Source organism: Bacillus sp. B4EP4a (assembly GCF_006680105.1).
In the GTDB taxonomy this organism is placed as follows: Bacteria; Bacillota; Bacilli; order Bacillales; family DSM-1321; genus Peribacillus; species Peribacillus simplex_E.
On record NZ_VHIK01000016.1, the window covers coordinates 18,986 to 40,321 of the forward strand.

25 protein-coding genes are annotated in these 21,336 nt (G+C 42.7%); 20 read left to right on the forward strand and 5 right to left on the reverse strand.

What is annotated here, in order from left to right; all coding sequences use genetic code 11:
• Positions 1–20: 20 nt before the first annotated feature.
• The gene (locus FNK51_RS08460) at positions 21–1,400 is read left to right on the forward strand and encodes an allantoinase (protein ID WP_141993043.1); all 1,380 of its coding nucleotides are present in this window, start codon (positions 21–23) and stop codon (positions 1,398–1,400) included.
• A 164-nt stretch (positions 1,401–1,564) separates the two neighbouring features.
• Here the strand turns inward: FNK51_RS08460 and FNK51_RS08465 are convergent, their stop codons facing one another.
• Genes FNK51_RS08465 through FNK51_RS08475 form a run of 3 tightly spaced genes read right to left on the reverse strand, consistent with a single transcriptional unit; the run spans position 1,565 to position 3,930 of the window.
• Positions 1,565–2,014 (reverse strand): PaaI family thioesterase, encoded by a 450-nt coding sequence (locus FNK51_RS08465; RefSeq protein WP_098372592.1) that lies wholly within the window; start codon positions 2,012–2,014, stop codon positions 1,565–1,567.
• Positions 2,015–2,029: 15 nt separating this feature from the next.
• Positions 2,030–3,580, reverse strand: coding sequence for a solute symporter family protein (locus FNK51_RS08470; RefSeq protein ID WP_141993044.1), 1,551 nt, complete (start codon positions 3,578–3,580; stop codon positions 2,030–2,032).
• Complete coding sequence (locus tag FNK51_RS08475; RefSeq protein ID WP_141993045.1) at positions 3,577–3,930, reverse strand: DUF485 domain-containing protein; 354 nt, start codon at positions 3,928–3,930, stop codon at positions 3,577–3,579. Before FNK51_RS08475 ends, FNK51_RS08470 begins: the two co-directional genes overlap by 4 nt.
• Before the next feature lie 264 nt (positions 3,931–4,194).
• Between FNK51_RS08475 and FNK51_RS08480 the strand changes: the two genes are divergently transcribed.
• The 14 genes from FNK51_RS08480 (at position 4,195) to paaX (ending at position 16,170) form a co-directional block, all read left to right on the forward strand.
• Positions 4,195–5,523 carry a phenylacetate--CoA ligase family protein gene (locus FNK51_RS08480; RefSeq protein ID WP_141993046.1) on the forward strand — a complete coding sequence of 443 codons (1,329 nt, stop codon included), beginning with the start codon at positions 4,195–4,197 and terminating at the stop codon, positions 5,521–5,523.
• 200 nt (positions 5,524–5,723) lie between these two features.
• Entirely contained in the window at positions 5,724–5,963 is a 240-nt protein-coding gene (locus tag FNK51_RS08485; protein WP_141993047.1) for a ferredoxin, read from the forward strand.
• 127 nt (positions 5,964–6,090) lie between these two features.
• Positions 6,091–7,047, forward strand: a complete 957-nt coding sequence (gene paaA, locus FNK51_RS08490) for a 1,2-phenylacetyl-CoA epoxidase subunit PaaA (protein WP_141993048.1) — start codon at positions 6,091–6,093, stop codon at positions 7,045–7,047.
• A 19-nt stretch (positions 7,048–7,066) separates the two neighbouring features.
• On the forward strand, positions 7,067–7,426 hold the full coding sequence (gene paaB / locus FNK51_RS08495; protein WP_076367474.1) for a 1,2-phenylacetyl-CoA epoxidase subunit PaaB: 360 nt from the start codon (positions 7,067–7,069) through the stop codon (positions 7,424–7,426).
• A complete protein-coding gene (paaC, locus tag FNK51_RS08500; RefSeq protein WP_141993049.1) occupies positions 7,416–8,216 on the forward strand; it encodes a 1,2-phenylacetyl-CoA epoxidase subunit PaaC in 801 nt (266 codons plus the stop codon). Before paaB ends, paaC begins: the two co-directional genes overlap by 11 nt.
• A gap of 24 nt (positions 8,217–8,240) precedes the next feature.
• On the forward strand, positions 8,241–8,738 hold the full coding sequence (gene paaD / locus FNK51_RS08505; RefSeq protein WP_098372585.1) for a 1,2-phenylacetyl-CoA epoxidase subunit PaaD: 498 nt from the start codon (positions 8,241–8,243) through the stop codon (positions 8,736–8,738).
• 20 nt (positions 8,739–8,758) lie between these two features.
• The gene (locus FNK51_RS08510) at positions 8,759–9,064 is read left to right on the forward strand and encodes an EthD family reductase (protein WP_098372584.1); all 306 of its coding nucleotides are present in this window, start codon (positions 8,759–8,761) and stop codon (positions 9,062–9,064) included.
• On the forward strand, positions 9,061–9,837 hold the full coding sequence (locus FNK51_RS08515; protein ID WP_141993050.1) for an enoyl-CoA hydratase/isomerase family protein: 777 nt from the start codon (positions 9,061–9,063) through the stop codon (positions 9,835–9,837). The genes FNK51_RS08510 and FNK51_RS08515 overlap by 4 nt, the downstream gene beginning before the upstream one ends.
• Positions 9,838–9,847: 10 nt before the next feature.
• Entirely contained in the window at positions 9,848–10,621 is a 774-nt protein-coding gene (locus FNK51_RS08520) for an enoyl-CoA hydratase-related protein (protein ID WP_141993051.1), read from the forward strand.
• A 23-nt stretch (positions 10,622–10,644) separates the two neighbouring features.
• A complete protein-coding gene (locus FNK51_RS08525; RefSeq protein WP_141993052.1) occupies positions 10,645–12,162 on the forward strand; it encodes an aldehyde dehydrogenase family protein in 1,518 nt (505 codons plus the stop codon).
• Between the two features lie 120 nt (positions 12,163–12,282).
• The gene (locus tag FNK51_RS08530) at positions 12,283–13,155 is read left to right on the forward strand and encodes a 3-hydroxyacyl-CoA dehydrogenase (RefSeq protein ID WP_098372580.1); all 873 of its coding nucleotides are present in this window, start codon (positions 12,283–12,285) and stop codon (positions 13,153–13,155) included.
• Entirely contained in the window at positions 13,152–14,360 is a 1,209-nt protein-coding gene (locus tag FNK51_RS08535; RefSeq protein WP_141993053.1) for an acetyl-CoA C-acyltransferase, read from the forward strand. The genes FNK51_RS08530 and FNK51_RS08535 overlap by 4 nt, the downstream gene beginning before the upstream one ends.
• 66 nt (positions 14,361–14,426) lie before the next feature.
• Positions 14,427–15,203 carry an enoyl-CoA hydratase-related protein gene (locus FNK51_RS08540; protein ID WP_141993054.1) on the forward strand — a complete coding sequence of 259 codons (777 nt, stop codon included), beginning with the start codon at positions 14,427–14,429 and terminating at the stop codon, positions 15,201–15,203.
• An 85-nt stretch (positions 15,204–15,288) separates the two neighbouring features.
• Positions 15,289–16,170 carry a phenylacetic acid degradation operon negative regulatory protein PaaX gene (gene paaX, locus FNK51_RS08545; protein WP_098372643.1) on the forward strand — a complete coding sequence of 294 codons (882 nt, stop codon included), beginning with the start codon at positions 15,289–15,291 and terminating at the stop codon, positions 16,168–16,170.
• 76 nt (positions 16,171–16,246) lie between these two features.
• Here the strand turns inward: paaX and FNK51_RS08550 are convergent, their stop codons facing one another.
• Entirely contained in the window at positions 16,247–16,759 is a 513-nt protein-coding gene (locus tag FNK51_RS08550; RefSeq protein WP_098372577.1) for a gamma carbonic anhydrase family protein, read from the reverse strand.
• Positions 16,760–16,838: 79 nt separating this feature from the next.
• On the opposite strand from FNK51_RS08550, the gene FNK51_RS08555 reads away from it, so the two are divergent.
• The gene (locus tag FNK51_RS08555) at positions 16,839–17,804 is read left to right on the forward strand and encodes an NAD(P)H-dependent flavin oxidoreductase (RefSeq protein WP_141993055.1); all 966 of its coding nucleotides are present in this window, start codon (positions 16,839–16,841) and stop codon (positions 17,802–17,804) included.
• Between the two features lie 331 nt (positions 17,805–18,135).
• Positions 18,136–18,747 (forward strand): DedA family protein, encoded by a 612-nt coding sequence (locus tag FNK51_RS08560; RefSeq protein ID WP_076367448.1) that lies wholly within the window; start codon positions 18,136–18,138, stop codon positions 18,745–18,747.
• A gap of 45 nt (positions 18,748–18,792) precedes the next feature.
• Here FNK51_RS08560 and FNK51_RS08565 read toward each other — a convergent pair whose 3' ends face one another.
• Entirely contained in the window at positions 18,793–18,936 is a 144-nt protein-coding gene (locus FNK51_RS08565; RefSeq protein WP_098372575.1) for a YjcZ family sporulation protein, read from the reverse strand.
• A 216-nt stretch (positions 18,937–19,152) separates the two neighbouring features.
• On the opposite strand from FNK51_RS08565, the gene FNK51_RS08570 reads away from it, so the two are divergent.
• The 3 genes from FNK51_RS08570 to FNK51_RS08575 all read left to right on the forward strand — a co-directional run bounded on the left by FNK51_RS08570 (position 19,153) and on the right by FNK51_RS08575 (position 21,261).
• The gene (locus tag FNK51_RS08570) at positions 19,153–19,896 is read left to right on the forward strand and encodes a metallophosphoesterase family protein (RefSeq protein WP_141993056.1); all 744 of its coding nucleotides are present in this window, start codon (positions 19,153–19,155) and stop codon (positions 19,894–19,896) included.
• Positions 19,897–19,994: 98 nt separating this feature from the next.
• A complete protein-coding gene (locus FNK51_RS27140) occupies positions 19,995–20,129 on the forward strand; it encodes a hypothetical protein (RefSeq protein WP_260398019.1) in 135 nt (44 codons plus the stop codon).
• A gap of 208 nt (positions 20,130–20,337) precedes the next feature.
• The gene (locus FNK51_RS08575) at positions 20,338–21,261 is read left to right on the forward strand and encodes a cation diffusion facilitator family transporter (RefSeq protein ID WP_141993057.1); all 924 of its coding nucleotides are present in this window, start codon (positions 20,338–20,340) and stop codon (positions 21,259–21,261) included.
• Positions 21,262–21,336: the final 75 nt, after the last annotated feature.

Sequence of the window (21,336 nt, forward strand, 5' to 3'; positions counted from 1 at the left end):
ATATTGGAGGAGTGGTCCGTGTGTCTATATATGATTTTATTATCCGCAATGGATATGTAGTTTTTCCTGATGAAGTGAAGAAAGCTGATCTTGCCATCCAAGATGGGGTGATTGTTAAGGTCGGGGATCGTCTGGATGATAAAGCGGATGTAGAATATGAGGCGGGTGGCCAGCATATCTTTCCTGGTATGATTGATGTCCATGTGCATTTTAGCGAACCTGGCCGCGCACATTGGGAAGGCTTTGAAACAGGATCGCAAATGATGGCAGCGGGAGGCTGCACCACATATTTCGATATGCCGTTGAATGGAATCCCTTCAACCGTAGATCGAAAGGCTCTCCTTGAAAAGGGCAAGATCGGTGAGATGAAGTCAGTTATAGACTTTGGATTATGGGGAGGATTGGTCCCGGGAAATATCAATGATTTAGAGGATCTCGCCAAATCCGGAGTCATTGGATTTAAAGCTTTTCTCTCAGCGACGGGGAATGAAGAGTTTGAGCGAGCGGATGATTTCACCCTTTTACATGGAATGAAGAAAATTGCAGAATTGGGCAAGGTCTTGGCACTTCATGCGGAAAGTGATCCGATCACTCAGTGGTTTAAGCAGGAAAAAGAGCAGAATGGACTATTCAGTGCGAATGATTATGCAGCTACAAGACCTGTGCAAGCGGAAGCGGAGGCTGTGGGGCGTGCCATTACATATGCAGAGTTAACAGGCTGTCCGCTGCACTTTGTCCATATTAGCAGTGCCTTGGCCATCGAAAAAATTCAATCGGCAAAACAAAAGGGGCTGGATGTGACGGTTGAGACGTGTCCGCATTATTTATTATTCAATCAGGATGATTTAATAGAAAAAGGTGCGGTTGCAAAATGTGCTCCCCCGCTAAGGGGAAGAGAAGAACAAGAAAGATTGATTACCTGTTTAATGGAGGGGAAATTCGATATGATTTCTTCCGACCATTCACCATGCCCTTATGAGCTGAAAGATCCTGCCATACATAATATTTTTGAAGCGTGGGGCGGAATAAGCGGGGGGCAATTTTCGCTGCTGTCGATGATAGAATTGGCAGTTTTACACGGTATCCCGCTTCATAAAGTCGCTGAGTGGACAGCTTCAGCCCCGGCAAAAAGGTTCGGTCTCTCTTCTAGGAAAGGACAAATTAAGGAGGGGATGGATGCGGACCTTGCTATCGTTTCCCTTAATGGGACGCATGAAGTTTCGGAATCGAATTTTTTTGCGAAACATAAGCATAGCGTTTATATGGGCCATATCTTTCCTTGCCAAATCACGGGTACCATTAATAAAGGGAAAATAGTTTATCAGACTGATGTAATAAGTGAAGGGGAGCGTGGGGAGTGGTTAAAAGTGATAGATTCCAGTATTACGGTCAATAACTAGGGAGAAGGCTTTGCAAAAAAAAGGTTCGGGGCAATCGAATTCATTATAAGGGAGGGGGATTCCGAATCGGGAATCCCCCCTTTTTATCAGCTCTGCGTATGTATCATGTGTAAATCAAGGGGAAAAGAAACCGGACAAGTGGATTGCTTGTCCGGTTTCAAACTTTACTTTTCAACTTTGTCGACGAAATATTGATTTTTCCTGAATACCATCGCTTCCATGGTAGCGATCAATTCCCTTTCATTTAACACGTCTATTTTATACCATGCCAGTTTATGGTTTTTCTTTATCTCTTTCGCTCTAGCGGTTAAAGTCTCACCACGTTTGCCAGCTGATAAGAAGTTGATGTTATTTGAAACGCCAACCGCTATTTTGCCATATGAATTGCTGGCTGCTGCGAACACATAATCAGCAAGTGAAAAGATAATGGCACCGTGAACCGTTCCATGTGCATTGAGCATATGGTCACTTGGAGTCAATTCTGCTTCCGCTGTGCCGGGACCGAGTTTCGTCAATCTCATCCCGAGAAAAGAAGCATATGGTTCGTCGACCAGTACTTGTTTGATTTGGTCATAATGCAATTCGTGAATATCCTGATCTAAATGTGTGGTCATGGAAATCCCCCTTTTTTAATGGTCTTTTGCTGAACTTATCCCATATCCGGTGTTAGATTTGAACAGTACTTCAGGAAAACTGTTTTCCTCATCTTTTGTCTTTGACAAGATTGTACCTAAGTAGGCTCCAATAAAGCCAAGCGGTACGGTGAAAATGGTCGGGTTACTCATCGTGAAGAGGGGATTGCCTGTGAAAATACCCATTCCAGGTTCCGGGTTCCATACATTGGGACTGAGCATGACCAGTATGATGGAACTGAGTAACCCGAATAACATTCCTGTGATCGCTCCGGTTGAGTTGAAGCGTTTCCAATATATTGTGCAAAGGATGATCGGTAAATTGGCACTTGCAGCAATTCCAAGCGCAAGGACTGAAAGAAAAGCGACATTCATTGATTGTGCAAATAAAGCGAGTAAAATTGAAATGACAGCTACGCCGACAGAAGCCATTCGGGCGACGAGTATTTGCTGTTTTTCCGTAATCTTTCCTTCCTTGATGATTTCACCGTATATATCATGTGCAAAAGCGGATGCCGACGTTAAAACAAGACCGGATACAACCGCTAAAATCGTGGCAAATGCCACAGCAGAAACGAATGCGAATAAAAATTCACCGCCCATGGTTAATGCAAGAAGGGGCGCGGCCATGTTTCCAGCCGAGTTTGCAGCGACGATCCGCTCAAAACCGACGAAAGATGCAGCACCGAAACCAAGGAAAATCGTCATGATGAAAAATATCCCTATAAACCATGTGGAATATACGACGGATTTCCTTGCGGTAGCTGCGTCCTTTACTGTAAAGAAGCGGACGAGTAAATGCGGAAGGCCTGCTGCTCCAAGGACAAGCGACATATTAAATGAAATCATGTCGAGTCCATCGGTGTATTTATTTCCAGGCTTCAAAAATTCCTTTCCGAGTGGTGTTGCAGTTTGGACATGATGGAACATCTCTGAAATGTTGAAATTAAAACGGGAAAATACGATGAACGTCAGCACAGCGGAACCGCCTAGTAAGAGAACCGCTTTGGTGATCTGCACCCAGCTTGTCGCTCTCATCCCGCCGAAAATTACATAAATCGTCATCAGTACACCGACAAGTAGGACGGATAGCCAATAATCGATGCCGAGCAGCAGTTTAATTAATCCCCCTGCACCAACAAGTTGTGCAATCATGTAAAAGATTGAAATGACAAGTGTATTGGCGGCAGCTATCCCTCGCACTTTTTTTGATTTGAAGCGTGCTGAAATCATGTCTGCCAGCGTAAACTTACCTAGATTGCGAAGTGGTTCCGACACAAGGTACAATAAGACAAGAAAGGCAACAAGGTTCCCGATGCTCATGTAAAAGCCATCGAAACCAATCAGTGCGATTGCACCTGTAATTCCCAGGAAAGAAGCGGCTGACATAAAGTCACCTGCTACGGCCAATCCGTTTTGCCATGCTGTCAATCCGCCGCCGGCAGTATAAAAGTCACTGGCATTTTTCGTTTTCTTAGAAGAGTAATAGGTTATTGTAAGCGTTAACAAAATGATGCCCAAAAATAGTGTGAGGGATAAAATGCTCATTCGCCAAGCTCCTTCTCATATTTTTTTAAGATATTTTTAGCCAGTTTGTCGTACTTCGCCGCTTTTTTGATATAGACAATTCCTCCTAACCATACGACGGCAAATTGGAGAAGTGCATATACCCACGCCCAAGTAATATTGAAAAATGCTTCACCTTTCAATACTTCACTATAAGCAGCTAAAATAGGCAGAACAAAATAAAAAGTAAGAAAGAAGAGAGTGACAGGTACGATGAAAGCTTTTTTCTTTTGAAGCAAATACTTAAATTCTTCCGTTTCAATTAATTGACGATACTTATTTCCGCTGTCATGACCTGATGGTGAATGCCCAGTTTTAGCTGTTGATTCCATAATAAGCCCCCTTTTTGTTGTAGTACGTTTTTAAAACGAATGTTTGATAAAATGATATATCATTGTTAAAATTAACATAGTCTGAAAATTTAGTAAATTAATATTTTTGTTTGTTCGGTCATTTTTCTGAATTAAAAAACATTATTGACAACGTGGAAATGACGTATTAATCTTGAAATAAATCATAACAATAATTTAATCTCCGTTTTATTACCGTTATGTATGTCAGGTGGGACAATAGTAAAATTGAGGGGGACTGAAACAATGTACAATCCGGAAATTGAAACGGCTTCGCGTGCTGAAATGGAAAGTTTACAATTGGCTCGCCTAAAAAAAACGATAAGCCATGTATATGAAAATGTACCTTATTACAGAGAAAAATTTAGGGAGATGGGCCTGGGGCCAGAAGATATACAAACCCTAAACGATGTAATAAAGCTTCCCTTTACAAAAAAACAGACTCTTCGTGATCAGTATCCATTCGGTTTATTCGCCGTTCCGATGGAGGATGTCACACGAATTCATGGTTCATCCGGAACAAGCGGAAAGCCTACAATTGTCGGGTATACGAAAAATGATTTGGAAAACTGGGCAACAATCGTCGCACGTGGAATTGTAGCAGCAGGAGGTCGCAAGTCAGATATTTTCCATAACGCATATGGATATGGTCTGTTTACAGGGGGCCTTGGTTTGCATTGCGGTGCAGAAAAGCTAGGAGTTGCGACAGTGCCCATTTCAGGGGGGAATACCGATCGGCAGATTACCATCATCAATGATTTTAAACCGCGCGGCATTTGTGGAACCCCTACTTATATTTTGAATATCGCCGAAAAGATGGAAGAGATGGGAATTGATCCTGCAGATAATGGGCTTGAGTATGGGATTTTCGGAGCTGAGCCATGGTCAGAGGAAATGAGGGCAACACTTGAGAGAAAACTGAATTTGAAAGCCATTGATATTTACGGACTAAGTGAAATCATGGGGCCCGGAGTCGCAATAGAATGCCATGAAGCACAGGATGGATTGCATATCGCAGAAGACCATTTTCTTGTCGAGGTCATTAACCCGGACACGCTTGAACCAGTGGAGGACGGCGAAGATGGGGAACTTGTCTTTACCAGCCTTACAAAGGAAGCGCTGCCAATCATTCGTTATCGGACGGGTGATATCGCCTCAATTACCCATGAACCGTGTAAATGCGGGCGGACCACAACTAGAATGTCCCGTGTTAAAGGCAGAACGGATGATATGATAATAGTCAGGGGAGTGAATGTATTTCCTTCTGAAATTGAGCGTGTATTATTCCAAATGGAGGGAATTGTGCCTCATTATCAGATTCATCTCGTTAAGAAGGGGAAAATGGACGGTGTTGAACTGCATATTGAAATTGAAAGCGGTTTCTATAGGGAGATTGAAGAAGACTTAACGCATGGGAATGTAGAGATATTAAGGAAAACGATTCAGCATCATTTGAAATCCGCATGTCTTGTAACGATGGATGTTGTTGTCAACATTCCAAAAAGCATACCACGTTCAGAAGGAAAAGCCATTCGTGTCGTTGATAAGCGGAAGGATGAAGTCATTAGTTTATAATTCCGTGCTCATGAACATAATTCTGACGTTCAGTATTTGACTGCTTATGTACCGATTGAAATACGTGAAGCAAAAGAACTCGAACAAGTGGTGCGAAAACGCGATACATAAAGCGGATGCATTCGTGGTTAACCATGGTTCCATCTCTTAATGGAAGCGGAGATGGAACCAATCATGAAATAGAGAAGGAGGAGGGCATCTTGGCTAAATATACAGTTGTTGATCAAGAAACTTGCATTGCTTGCGGTGCATGCGGCGCCGCTGCCCCGGAAATCTTTGATTACAATGATGAGGGGGTGGCATTTGTCATCCTGGATGAAAATGAAGGAACTGCAGAGGTCACGGAAGATTTGTTTGATGATCTGGATGATGCAATGGAAGGCTGCCCAACAGATTCAATTAAAGTTGAAACTTCGCCCTTTAAAGTTTTAGTGGATTAAAAGATTCGTGAAATCCCCTGATAATTTCCTTTTATTATAAAAAAAGACAGAATAGTCTTGCATTGAATATAACAATAAAATATAATAACGTTATATAAACGTTATATTATAAAAAGAGGTGATTTGGATGAACGTTCTTTTAAATGATATGGCAGGAGAAGAAAAGCTCAATCAATTCATTGCCAGAATCGAAGCAGGAGAAAAGATAGAAGCGGATGATTGGATGCCGGAAGAATACCGGGGCACTTTAATCAAGTTAATATCGATGCATGGAATCAGTGAAATCATGGGGGCTCTTCCAGAAAAGGAATGGGTGCCTAAAGCCCCGACCTTAAATAGAAAACTTGGAATCATGGCAAAGGTGCAGGATGAAATGGGGCATGGGCAATTATTACTTCGGGTAGCCGAGGATTTGCTAAAGCCGTATGGAAAAAAACGGGATGACCTAATGCAAGATTTGTTTAAAGGAGATTTAAAGTTTCATAATGTTTTCCATATGGAAGCCAAATCCTGGGGCGATGCTGGATTGATTGGCTGGCTGGTTGATGGTGCGGCCATCATTTCCCAGACGAACATGCTTGGCGCCTCATACGGACCTTATGCCCGGGCGTTACAAAGGATTTGCGCGGAAGAAGTTTTTCACGCCCAACATGGTGAAGCGATAATCATGGCTTTGGCTGAAGGGACGGAAGAACAAAGGAAATTGGTTCAAGACTCCATCGATTATTGGTGGGAATCTTTATTACTTTTCTTTGGACCTCCCAGCAAGAATGAAGTGGGTACATCCAAACAGGATATAACGATTAAGTACAGAATCAGAACCAGTACGAATGAAGAGCTTCGACAAGCCTTTTTTTCTAAATATGTGAAGCGGATCCTTTCACTCGGTTTTAGCATTCCCGATGAATCGCTTAGGTTTGATAAAGCATCTGAATCCTGGATTTACAAACAACCCGATTGGGGGAAATTGAAGGTGTTTGCAAGGAATGAAGGCCCCCGTTCGCAGGATCGCTTAAGCCTTCGAAGAATTTCTTATGAAAATAATAAATGGGTACGTGAGGCGTTGGCGCCAAAGGTCATCTAATGGAGGGGGGAAGGACGATATGGAAACTAGACAAGGAAATTACTTTGAAGAATTTGAAGTATTCAGCCGTAAAACGCAATCATCACCCGTTCAATACCACTTCAGCCTGCTGGCCCCAAATGAGGATATCGCCATCATGATGGCGCAAGAAAACTTCATGAGACGTGAAGCGGTTGATGATATCTGGGTCGTGAAAAGACAGAATATACGGAAAATGACGGTCGAGGAAAAGAAAACGCTTCAACGTATTGATAATAAAGATTACAGGACCACAAAAGGATACGGGTATTTAAAGAAAAAATGGCGGAAGTATGAGCAGGGAATGCTCGATGAAAAAGAGATAATGTCTTGGGCTGGAGGTGTAAAAAATGAGGAATGAATCATTGAAGGACATCGCAATCAAGGAATTGCTGCTTCAACTGGCGGACGATGACTTCATCCATTCATACCGTGGTGCAGAATGGCTTGGACTCGCACCGCATATCGAAGAAGATGTTGCATCCGCTTCGATTTCTCAAGACACGATGGGGCATGCAGCCATATATTATAAATTGCTGGATGAACTCGGTGAAGGCGATGCAGATAAATTGGCTCACGACCGTCCCGCCAAGGAACGGCGCAATGCGATCATTCTCGAATTGGTCAATGGTCCTGGTTACTATTTGAAAGACCCGGAATATGATTGGGCGTTTGCGGTAGTGCGGAATTATTTTTATACCCAAGCCAAAGCGATTAAGGTTCAATCCCTTCATTCATGTTCATATGAACCGCTTGCTGAAGTGGCACAAAAGGTACAGATGGAACTTTACTATCATTTGATGCACTGGAAAACATGGTTCGTCCAATTGCTGGGATCTGGACACTTGGAAGCGGTTTCGAGAATGAAAGCGGCGATTGGGAAAACAATGCCGGATTTTGCCGGCGTATTTTCACTTGGACAATATGGAGAGGAAATGGTGGAGCTTGGCTTGATAGAAGGCGAAGCTGACTTACAGAAAAAGTGGATCGAGGCTATCGCCCCAATTTTTGAAAGTGTAGGCTTAGCAACTACTATTGAAATAGGCATGGCAAGAGGTGATGGTCGTAATGGCCAGCATACGGAAGATTTGGAAAAGGCGCTAGAAACGTTAAGTGAAGTGTACGCAACCGATAAAGCAGCTTCATGGTGAATCAATGGAAAGGGGAGGGGTACCATGTCGACCATACAGTTAAACACAGAAGAAATTTATAAGCTCCTGGAAGACGTTAAAGATCCCGAAATCGATACAGTAAGTATCCTGGATTTGGGGATGGTTGAAGACGTGACGGTTTCGGGCCAGGACGTTTCGGTAAAAATGCTGCCAACTTTTCTTGGGTGCCCGGCATTGTCGATCATCCAAAAAAATGTGGAAACAGCCCTTCGAGAGCTGCCTGCCGTAAGAAATGTAAATGTGGAATTTTTACGTTCCCCTTCGTGGACATCCGATCGAATTACGGAAAAAGGGAAAGCTGGATTGAAGGTTTTCGGAATCTCCCCTCCTCCTCGACAAATGAAAAGTGATGGATCATGGCATGTGGATTGCCCGTATTGTGAATCAACTTATGTCACGATGGAAAATATATTCGGCCCAACGGCTTGCCGCAGCATTTTATACTGCAAATCGTGTAAAAATCCGTTCGAAGCGATGAAACCGATGATAAAAATGATCTAATAAATTGGAGGTTTTCTAAAATGGTAAAACTAATCGCCCTTTATAAACAACCTGAAAACAAGGAAGAATTCGATGAGCACTACTTCAATGTACATGGTCCGATAACGGAAAAAATTCCTGGTCTTCAAAAAATGGAGGTCACTAAAATAGTCGGGACACCAATGGGCAAAGACTCTGAGTATCACATTCTATGTGAAATGTATTATGAAGACCATGATGCACTGCAAAAAGGAATGCGTTCTCCGGAAGGCAAAGCATCAGGGAAAGACTTAATGGGCTTTGCGGGGAAACTTGTAACGATGATGATCGGCGAAGAAATAAAATGAATGCGCTTCAATTCATTGAAACGTCAATCGAGGACGGCATTGGTTATATCTTTTTAAATCGGCCGAAGCAATTGAATGCGCTTAACAGGAAAATGGTCAGGGAAATCGTTTCATCCATGGAGGCATTCGACCTCGACCCACAAGTGAAGGTGATTTTGCTGACGGGCAATGGAAAAGCATTTTCTGCTGGAGCTGATATTGACGAAATGGCTAACGACAATCCAATTAATCTGGAGTTAACGAACCAATTTGCCGATTGGGATCGAATTAGCCTAGTTAAGAAGCCTGTGATTGGTGCGGTGAAAAGTTTTGTATTCGGTGGTGGTTTTGAACTTGCTTTATCCTGCGATTTCTTGATTGCCGCCAGCGACACCCAGTTTTCCTTTCCGGAAGTGACTCTTGGAGTCATGCCTGGTGCAGGCGGAACGCAGAGGCTGACGAAATTGGTAGGCAAAATGAAGGCGCTTGAATGGATATTGTCGGCTGAAAGGATCAATGCTAAGACAGCTTTGCAATACGGTTTCATCAATAAGATCGTTGCTCCTGAATTGTTAATGGAAGAATCGATTGATTTTGCTAGAAAGATAGCAAAGCAACCTCCGTTAGCTGTAAGGCTGATTAAAGAATCCGTCAATAAAGCTGTTGATCTTCCCTTATATGAGGGTATGCAATTTGAACGAAAGAACTTCTATATTCTTTTTGCATCAGAAGACCAAAAAGAAGGAATGAAAGCATTTGTTGAAAAAAGAAAGCCTAAATTCACAGGCGGATAAGGAGTGCTCTATGTTCGAAACGATCACTTATAGGGTTGAAAACGGAGTGGCTTGGCTTACTTTGAACCGTCCTGATAAACTTAATGCCTTTACTTCCCAAATGAATAAAGAAATACAAAAAGCGATCAAAACATCTGCGGGGTCCGATGAAGTGCGGGCCATTATCATCACAGGGGAAGGCAGGGCCTTTTGCTCGGGACAAGATTTATCGGATTTGGATGATAGCATGAATTTAGGTCAATTGCTGCGTGAAAATTACGGTCCAATGATGCAGCAAATAGCAAGCTGTGAAAAACCGATCATCGCAGCGGTCAATGGGGTGGCTGCAGGGGCCGGTTTCAGCCTTGCACTAGCATGCGATTTCCGGCTTGTTTCTGAAAAAGCCAGTTTTATAAATGCCTTTGTCAATATCGGATTGATTCCTGATTCAGGAAATCTGTATTACCTTTCGCGGATTGTCGGTCATGCGAAAGCCTTGGAATTATCATTATTAGGGGAAAAGGTTACGGCTAGCGAGGCGAAAAATATCGGGATCGCTACAAAAGTGATCAGTGTGGAAGCATGGGACGAGGAATTGAAAGCCTTTGCAGAGAATCTCACAAACAAACCAACGAAAGCAATCGGCTTAATCAAAAGATACTTAGAGGCATCCTATCACCTTTCATTGGAAGAATACTTAAAAGAAGAAGCGGAGGGTCAGCGGATCGCTGGCTTAACGAAGGATTATGCAGAAGGTGTGGCAGCATTCATTGAAAAAAGGAAGGCTCAATTCATAGGCAAGTAATATAGAAAAGGGAGTGGGAGTACATGGTAAGAGTTCAAGAGTCAGCATTTGAAAAGGCGGAAACGAAACGTGATTATTACCACCTGATCATTAATGGAGAAAGAGTGGAAAGCTCTAATGGATCCACGATTGATGCGTACAATCCTGCGACTGGTGAAATCATTGCCAAGGTTGCAAAAGCCACTAAGGAAGATGCAGAAAGAGCTGTTCAAGCTGCTCGTGAAGCATTTGATAATGGTAAATGGAAGAAAACTCCGATCAATAAACGGTCTCGTGTATTGAACAAAATTGCTGCAATCATGCGTTCACGCTTCAATGAATTGGTTGAATTGGAAGTCCTGAACAGCGGCAAATCCATTTCTGCAGCGCAAGGCCAAGTCATGCAGGCAATTGAAGATTTCGAGTTTTATGCAGGCGCTTTAGTTGCACACCGCGGATCTGTCAATAATGTTCCTGGTCAATTCCATAACTATACGGAAAAAGAGCCAGTAGGTGTTTGTGCTCAAATCATCCCTTGGAATTACCCTATGATGATGGCAGCGTGGAAAATTGCACCTGCAATCGCAGTTGGCTGTTCAGTCATTGTCAAGCCAGCTTCGTTAACGCCGCTGACTGCCATTGTATTAGGGGAAATCTGTTTAGAAGCTGGTGTTCCTTCAGGCGTGGTCAATATCATTCCAGGGCCTGGATCGGACGTAGGGAATTATCTTGTCGAGCATCCGAAAGTGAATAAGGTGGCCTTCACGGGCTCTACGCCAATTGGCAGGGATCTCATGGGCAAAGCATCACAGACATTAAAAAGGGTGACATTGGAGCTTGGCGGTAAGTCACCTAATATTGTCTTCGAAGATGCGGACCTTGAAGCAGCTATCGATGGATCATTATATGGCATTTTCTACAATACTGGACAGTCTTGCGAAGCTAGATCCCGTTTATACGTTCACGAAGACATATATGATGAGTTCGTTGCCAGATTCGTAGAAAAAACGAAAAAATTGAAATTGGGCAATCCTCTCGACAAAGAAACACACGTCGGTGCAGTCATAGATCAAGGGCAATTGGATGTAATCGACAATTATGTACAATCTGCCATTACTGACGGAGCGAAAATCCTGACAGGAGGAAAGCCAGCGGTAATTGAAGGTTTCGAAAACGGTTATTGGTATGAGCCGACGGTGATAGCGAATGTCAATCATGAAATGGATGTAGTGAAAGAGGAAATATTCGGACCGGTTGTTGTCATAATGAAATTCAAAGATGAAAAAGAAGCTGTGAGACTCGCAAATGATACGGAATTCGGTTTAGGTTCAGCTCTATGGACAAAAGATGGCGGGCGTGCGACTAGAGTGGCCAATCAAATAGAAGCGGGAATCGTCATGGTAAATTGCCCATTCTCCGCATTTCCTGGAACACCTTTCGGAGGGTATAAACAGTCAGGATTCGGCCGGGAACTTTGTATTGAGACACTTGATCTTTATACAGAAACGAAAAGCATCATTTCCTATCATGGAAGCCGTCCCTTAAATCCCTTTGGAATTTAATAAAACATAAAATAGGCGGCTGGCTGAACGGTATGTCGGAAAAGTAATTCAGGTATGGATGAATGCTGATCTGGTTCATCGTAGCCAGCCCCTATTTATTTTTGAAGGAGGAATGAACGAATGATTAGAAATTTAGTGATTGTCGGATCTGGTGTCATGGGCAGGGGAATAGCTTATGTAGGAGCCACAGGCGGCTTTAATGTAGTACTGGTGGATGTGAATCAGGATGCTTTGGAAAGTGCAAGAAAAGAGATCGATTCCATTTTTGAGAAGGGTGTGCGCTACCAAAAAATCACCCAGGAAGAAGCGGCAGCCGCAAAAAGCAGATTTTCCTATTCTTCCAATTTGAAAGAATCAGCAGCATATGCCGACTTGATCATAGAGGCAGTTCCGGAAAAGGCGGAAATTAAGAGGGCAGTCTTCGAAACGATTGAAGTCCATGCAAAAGAAGACTGTTACTTTGCAACCAATACTTCCACGATGAGCCCTACGGAAATTGGTTCTTATGGAAAGCGTCCCGAAAGAACGATTGCCATGCATTTTTTCAATCCTGTACAAAAGATGCCACTCGTTGAAATTGTACGTGGTCTAGAAACCAGCGATGAAACGGCAGCCTTAATAAAAGAGGTAGCCGGAAAAATGGGAAAAGAAACCGTGGTCATAAATGAATTCCCTGGGTTTGTTACCAGCAGGATCAGCTGTTTGGTAGGTAATGAAGCGTTCTATATGCTTCAAGAAGGTTTAGGAACACCAGAAGAAATCGATAAGGCAATAAAGTTAGGGCTGAATTACCCAATGGGACCATTTGAGCTAGGTGATTTGGTGGGATTGGATGCCCGTTTGAATAATTTAAAATACTTACATAGTAAACTTGGTGAGAAATACCGCCCGGCCCCGCTCCTTGAACAGTATGTTAAAGCTGGCAGGCTCGGCAGAAAGTCAGGTAAAGGTGTGTACGATTATACAAAAGATGGCGAGCTGGTGAGGAAATGAAGGATGTTGTGATTATCGATGCTGTGAGAACACCAATCGGAAGATATAAAGGCGCTTTGAAAAGCGTTCGCCCGGATGACCTCGGTGCAATTGTAATCAAGGCGCTGACCGATCGCAATCCAGAGCTGCCGCCAGATCAAATTGAAGATGTCATCTTCGGAAATGCAAATCAAGCAGGAGAGGATAATCGCGATGTGGCCAGGATGTCCGCCCTTTTAGCTGGTCTTCCGGTGAACGTGGCTGGAACGACAATAAATCGTTTGTGTGGATCAGGACTGGATGCCGTCATGTATGCTGCACGCTCCATTGCTGTAGGTGAAGGCGATATTTATATCGCAGGCGGTACCGAAAGCATGACAAGGGCGCCGTACGTCATGGCCAAACCTGAGAGTGAATTTCCGCGGGGTTCAATGGAGCTTCAGGATACAACGATCGGATGGCGCTTCACGAATGAGAAACTTAAAGAAATGTATGGCACGGATTCGATGCCTCAAACGGCTGAAAACGTTGCCCGGCGTTTTTCGGTTTCAAGGGAGGACCAAGATCAATTCGCGTATCAAAGCCAGCAAAAAGCGAAAAAAGCAGTGGAAAATGAGCGTTTCATTAATGAAATCGTACCTGTTCGATATACGGATCGTAAAGGGAATGAAGTCATTGTCGAGAAGGATGAACACCCTCGTCCTGACACGACCATCGAAAAGTTGGAAAAACTCAAACCGATCTTTAAAGACGGCACTATAACGGCCGGTAATGCTTCAGGCGTAAATGATGGAGCCTCGGCATTACTTTTGATGAGTGCAGAAAAGGCACGGGAGCTTGGATTGAAACCTCTGGCCAAATATGTTGTAGGGGCGGTAGCGGGCTTAGAACCGTCCATTATGGGCCTTGGCCCGATTCATGCCACTAAAAAAGCATTGGAGAGGGCAAGCTTGACCATTGAAGACATCGGGCTAGTGGAATTGAATGAAGCATTCGCTTCCCAATCCTTGGAGTGCATCCGCCAATTGAAATTGGATCAGGAGAAAGTGAATGTCAACGGCGGGGCAATAGCGTTTGGCCATCCGCTCGGTGCAAGCGGGGCGCGTATTTTAACAACGCTCGTCCACGAAATGAAAAAGCGGAATGTCCGCTATGGTCTTGCGACGATGTGTGTAGGCGTTGGCCAAGGCATTTCAGCCATTATAGAAAATATTGAAAAAGATTGATGGTGGGGCCGGCCCTTATTAGATTTATCTGCATAAGGGTCATTTTTTTTAAGGGGGAGGAGACTCATGTCCAAGGTTATATATAAAGTGATAAATCAAATCGGCTATGTAACAGTGAATCGGCCCGACGTATTGAACTGCTTCGACTATGAGACACTTTGTGAACTGCAGGAAGTCATCGATGCAGTTTATTATGACGGCGATATCCGTGTCGTCATTTTCACCGGTGCAGGGGAAAAGGCCTTCAGTGCGGGAGCGGATTTGAAAGAAAGGAAGTCTTTGAATGATGCGGAAGTAAGAAGGAACGTTAAAGCGATTCGCGATGTTTTTAATAGTATCGCAGGGCTTCCGCAGCCAACGATAGCTGCCGTCAATGGATATGCATTGGGGGGAGGATTTGAATGGCTGCTTTCATGTGACTTTGCAATTGCTGCCGAAGGTGTTTCTTTGGGGCTCACAGAAACTAGCTGGGCCATTATTCCTGGGGCAGGCGGTACACAGCGGCTGCCGAGATTGATTGGGGAAATGAAAGCGAAGGAATTGATCTTCACCGCTAAAAAACTGACTGCAGAAGAGGCATGTCAATTAGGGATCCTTTTGAGGGTCGTGCCAAGGGATCAACTTATGTCAGCCTGTGAGGAATTGGCAGCCAATATCATGAAAAATGGGCCGATTGCAGTCAAACAAGCCAAATATGCGATTGACCAAGGACTGAATACGGACTTGCAAACCGGAATGGCCATAGAGGGAAAGGCCTATGAATTGACCATCCCGACTCAAGACAGATTGGAAGCACTCCTAGCATTTAGTGAACGGAGAAAAGCACGATTTACTGGTGAATAATATTGCGCTTTCTTTTTAAAAAGATATAATAATTATTATGTCTTCCGTGTGAAAATAGTAACAATGTAAGGGCGAGGTGAGAAAGATAGGTACTAACACTCAATCCATGATTTTCACGATATACGGCGATTATATCCGTAACTATGGAAATAAAATCTGGATAGGCAGTTTAATTCGTTTATTGAAGGAATTCGGTCATAATGAGCAGGGCGTACGTGTAGCCGTTTCACGAATGGTCAAGCAAGGATGGATTCAGTCAGAGAAGCAGGGAAATAAAAGCTATTACTTTTTGACTGATCGCGGTGTGCAGAGAATGGATGAAGCGGCCAATCGCATATATAAGATGAAACCGAATGAATGGGACGGTAAATGGCGTATCTTAATGTATACGATCCCTGAAGATAAGCGGCAATTACGGGATGATCTCCGTAAAGAATTATTATGGAGCGGGTTTGGCAGTTTTTCAAGTGGTTGCTGGATTTCCCCTAATGATTTGGAGAAACAAATCAATCGCTTGATAGAGAAATATGACATCAATGAATATGTTGATTTTTTCATATCGGAGTACAAAGGTCCAAAAGAAAACCAATCGCTTGTAGAGAAAAGCTGGCATTTGGAAGAGATTGAAAATAAATATGAAGAATTCATCGAGAAATACAGCAAACAATTCATCGTTCATCAAAGCATCATTAACAGGGGCGAAATGTCCGATGCCGATTGTTTTGTGGAACGAACGAACTTGGTGCATGAATACCGTAAGTTTTTATTTATCGATCCGGGCCTGCCAAAGGAACTTCTGCCTTCAAAGTGGAATGGGAATCATGCTGCTCTTTTATTTAGCCAGTATTATCAAGTCTTGGCTGAACCAGCAAGCCGTTTCTTTGAAAGCGTATTTCAGGAAAATAATGATTTATGCCGGAAAGACGAAACCTATGATGCCAAGGATCATCCACTTATCATTAAGTGAAAAAGAGCTTCAGCCAGTCGCTAATGACGACTTGCAGAAGCTCTTTTCACATTATCATTTTCGACTTCTGCAATAATTAATCAAGTATCCCTTTGAAGTCTTTCCCTTTTTGAACATATGTATCGATAGAAAGTTGGATCAATTCAAGATCTTTATTATTCAATCTGCGGACCACTTTCCCCGGGGAACCAATAACCAGTGAACGTGGGGGTATGATTTTGCCAGAGGAAATCAATGTATTCGCTCCGATGATGCACTCTTCGCCGATCTCTACATTATCCAATATCGTTGAACCCATTCCAATAATGGATCGTTTGCCTATTTTACAGCCATGCAGGATAACATTGTGACCAACCGTCACTTCGTCTTCAATGACAACCGGGCATCCTTCAAATAAATGAATGGTCGAGTTATCTTGTATACTGCATTTTTCACCTATTGTAATTGAATCTTCATCACCGCGGAGTACGGCATTAAACCAAATGGTAGAGTCTTTCCCAATCGCAATATCACCGATTAAATGAGCGCCAGGTGCCACGAAAACAGTATCATCAATGGATGGTTTTTTATTATTATACGGTATAATCATAGTCTCGCTCCTTTTGAAAAGTCAGAATTGTTTTTCTAATGAATATAGTATAACATTAAATTGACAGGGAGGGATGAAAGTGAAATATATTTGTGAACTTTTTGCGATAAAATATCCTATTATACAAGGCGGCATGGGGAATATAAGCAATGCAAGTCTTGCGGCTGCAGTATCCAATGCAGGGGGACTTGGGACAATAGGGTGCGGTACCATGAATCCTGAACAGGTAGAAGCAATCATTCTCGAAACCAAAGATAAAACCAATAACAATTTTGCGTTGAACATTCCAATAAACGTTAGTCCATATACTGATGAGTTAGTGAATCTTGTCCTGAAGCATGATATACCTGTAGTTTCCTTATCTGCAGGAAATCCTGCCCCTTTCATTCCATTATTTCAAAAAAAGAATGTAAAAGTGATCGCCATCGTTGCGTCGGTCAAGCACGCGCAAAAAGCGCAAGCTGCAGGGGCTGATGTGTTGGTCGCAGAAGGGTTTGAAGCTGCCGGCATCAATTCGAACCTGGAAATGACGACCTTTACACTCATTCCGCAAATCAGCAAGCATGTGACGCTTCCAGTTTTGGCAGCTGGCGGAATAGGCAATGGGCAGGGTTTGGCAGCTGCATTGATGCTGGGGGCTTCAGGAGTCCAATTAGGAACCAGGCTGATCGCTACACAAGAAGCGCCGTTCCATCCGTCATATAAGCAGAAACTAATCGAAGCGATGGGCAATGATACGGTAATTTTGGGAAGAACATTTGGCCAGGTCAGAAGAGTATTGAAGGATCCATATACCGAGAAGGTCCTGGGTTTGGAAAAACAGGGACTATCTCCTGTGAATTATCGTGAAATGACCTCTGAAGTCCATCATATTAATGGGGCGATGAACGGGGATGTTAACAATGGATTCATGAACAGCGGCCAGGTAGCCGGATTGATTGACGATATACCCACTGTTAAGGAATTACTTGATGGCATGATGAAAGATGCGAAAAAACAAATGGGGGATGGATTGAGCAGGCTCTCTGCCCCTTTTATGATTTGAGAGCGGAGGGGCCCATCTTGTCATTAGTTCATGGGTTTATTCCTTGGTAAACTACCGAAAGCTTGAGGTAAATTCGTCCTCAAGCTTTTTTCATTTCTGGACCATCTGAAATTATATGATCATTCTTCATACAATCTGAAATCTTATGTGAATAGCCCGATAACATAAAATGGACTCCATAAGGTACATTGTTTTAGGATAACATTTTGGAAAAATGTGATTGAACTTGTGATACAATGGAGAATGTCCTTTTTGAAATCAAGGGGTGCCCAGAATCAATCTGGGAGCACGCCTTTTATATGTAATAAAAGTTGGAAAAGGGGAAACCTCAATGGAAACTTTAATAATGGATATGATTGAAGCTTTTAAATCTTTATCCTATTTCGGTGTGTTGTTAGCTTTGACTTTTGAATTCATTCCTGCTGAAATAGTTTTGCCACTAGCTGGATACTGGGTTTATCAAGGTGATATGAATTTATACTTGACTATTCTTGCCGGTTCGTTTGGTGGGGTAACGGGCCCATTGACGCTTTATGCTTTAGGCAAGTATGGCGGGAGACCGCTTGTATTAAAGTTCGGGAAATACTTTTTGATCAAAGATGAGCAGTTGAATAAGGCTGACCGATTCTTTGAAAGGTTTGGTGGGGGAATTGCCTTTTTTGGACGGTTTGTACCAGGAATTCGTACCGCCGTTTCGCTGCCATGCGGGATATTGAAAATGAGTATTTGGAAATTCATTTTATATACCTATATGGCGATGCTTCCTGTTACTAGCGTTTATGTTTATCTAGGGTATAAGTTAGGACCGAGATGGGAGCAGGCAGGAGCCATCTTTTCACAATATGCGAATTTCTTGCTTATCCCAATCGCACTTATAATCATTTGGTTCATTATGAAGACTCAAAAACAAAAGCAAAGACAAAAACTAAAAGTCAATTCATAACAAAGAAGGCGCCTTGATCAGGCGCCTTTTTGATTTATGTCATTATTAGCAGCATCCACCGAAGCCGCCGCCGAATCCCCAACTGCTTCCGATGATGATCAACAAGATGAATAATACAATCAGCAATGCAAATCCGTTATCGAAACCGCCAAAGCCGTCGTCGCAACGATCGTTACAATGTCCACCCATTTGATTTCCTCCTCAATACATATTATGAATTACATACCTAGCAAAACATCTTTACCGGGAATACTTCATACTATGTATTCTAGGCCGAAGTGTTTGCTTATTCATAAAAAATGGGCGTGCGCAATAAGGGGAAATAAGCCCGAATATTTTTTTGATTTCGTTTTAAATGTTATAATATACCATGTGGATTGTGGGGGAAGGGAGCTGAACTAAGTCATGAAAGTTGCCATTATAACGGATGTGCATGGAAATGCTTCAGCGTTAAAAGCCGTTCTTAGGGATATTGATCAAAGGGAAGATATAGATCGTCTCTATTGTTTGGGAGATATGGTCGGGATTGGCCCTGATACAAATGAAGTCCTTGAACTTTTATTTTCAAGAAATGATTTATCGATGATAACTGGAAATCATGATGAAGCTGTTCTGGCCATCATTAACGGGGAGCCGCATCCGGACGGTCATATTCATGTAAAGGAGCATCATGAATGGATAGCTGAAAGGATGCAGCGGAAATTCATAAATGAATTGGGAAAATTGCCTCGAACCATACATCATATCATTAATGATCACTCCGTTTACTTCACCCATTATCACATGGAATCGAAGAAATTGGATGAGCACATAAGCCAAAATCCATTTAGTAAAATAGTTGAACCGAATTTAAATAACTTAGAAATGCTTTTCAAAGATCAGCATCACGATTTAATAGGGTTTGGACATCATCATCCTATCCACCTCTTTAAAAATGACCGAACGATATTCCTGAACCCTGGTTCTCTTGGCTGCAATGGTGAACCAATTGCTCCTTATGCCATTGTTACGATTGAAAATAACGGTATACAGGTAAAGCTTGAAAAAGTCGCCTATGATAATACATCGTTCCTGTTATCGTATCAAAGTTTACAAGTTCCAGAGCATGAATTCATTATACGTGCCTTCCATGGCGGGCAGCAGGCCTAATACGTTTATAAATGAGGAAGTATGGGAAAATGTTGAGCATAAAGGTACATGCCTGTGGATACGATAATAGGCAAACATCATGATGCTGGAGGTACGTTATGAAGGAAAAGGAACTGGAACAGGTAAGTCAAGAGCAGGAAGAGATGGAACGGCATAGTCTTGTCTGTAATGATGAATTGTTTAATAAGGATCTGTACGCCATTGTCGATGATACGATGCAAGAGGATAGATAAACGGGAAAAACGCTGCAGGAAAGGTCTGTAGCGTTTATTTTTACTTTGTAATGGTTGAAGGCAGAATTTTGGTTTTTCGAACAACGTCTCGTCCTGCTAGTTTTCATCACCCTTTTTCTTCCATCGAATCCTGGAAATGAATCATTTGAAACCATTCTGGATTTATCCCATACTATATATAAGTTTCAAATCCGAGAGGAGGGATGGCATGGGACATCATCATGGTCACTCCCATGATCATGGGCACGGACACCACCATTCTAATAATAAAAAAGCATTGTTGGCATCTTTCTTATTAATCTCCACTTTTATGATAGTCGAGGTCATTGGTGGTTTCTTGACAAATAGTTTGGCTTTACTGTCGGATGCAGGTCACATGCTTAGCGATGCGGCAGCTTTAGGACTTAGTTATACAGCGATAAGGTTGGGGGAGAGAAAAGCGACATCTTCCAAATCGTTTGGATATAAACGGTTTGAAATCATTACTGCTTGTTTGAATGGATTGACCTTGATCGTCATATCCGTATTCATTTTTGTAGAGGCAATTAAGAGGTTCCTGGATCCCCCTGAGGTGCAAAGCTTGGGAATGCTGATGATTTCAATCATCGGCTTACTTGTTAATATCATTGCGGCCTGGATTTTAATGAGCGGAGATAAGGAAGACAATCTGAATGTACGGAGTGCTTTTTTACATGTTATTGGTGATATGCTTGGATCTGTGGGTGCCATTGCGGCCGCCCTCTTGATTTATTTTTTCGATTGGGGAATTGCAGATCCGATTGCGAGCGTCATAGTCGCGATTTTAATTATTATCAGCGGTTTTAGGGTAGTGAGGGATTCTTTTCATATCTTGATGGAGGGCACACCAGACCAAGTCGATATGGATGAAGTGAAAGCATCCTTGATGGGGTTGGTCGGAGTATCCGATGTCCATGATCTCCATATCTGGACGATCACCTCTGGTTTTTTGACAATGAGCTGCCATGTTGTCATAGATGAGAGCGGTAATCACGATTCAGTATTGGCAGAAGCGCAAAAACTACTTCACGATCGGTTTGGGATCGAACATAGCACGATCCAAGTGGAAAGACAGGAAGCGGGCTGTCCCAATCCACACGAGACTTGTAATTGAAAAGGGCTGGCTCAGTATAGAGCCAGCCTCTTAAAAGTTCAATAAGAAGATCATAGTTTTTCCTGTATGATTTTT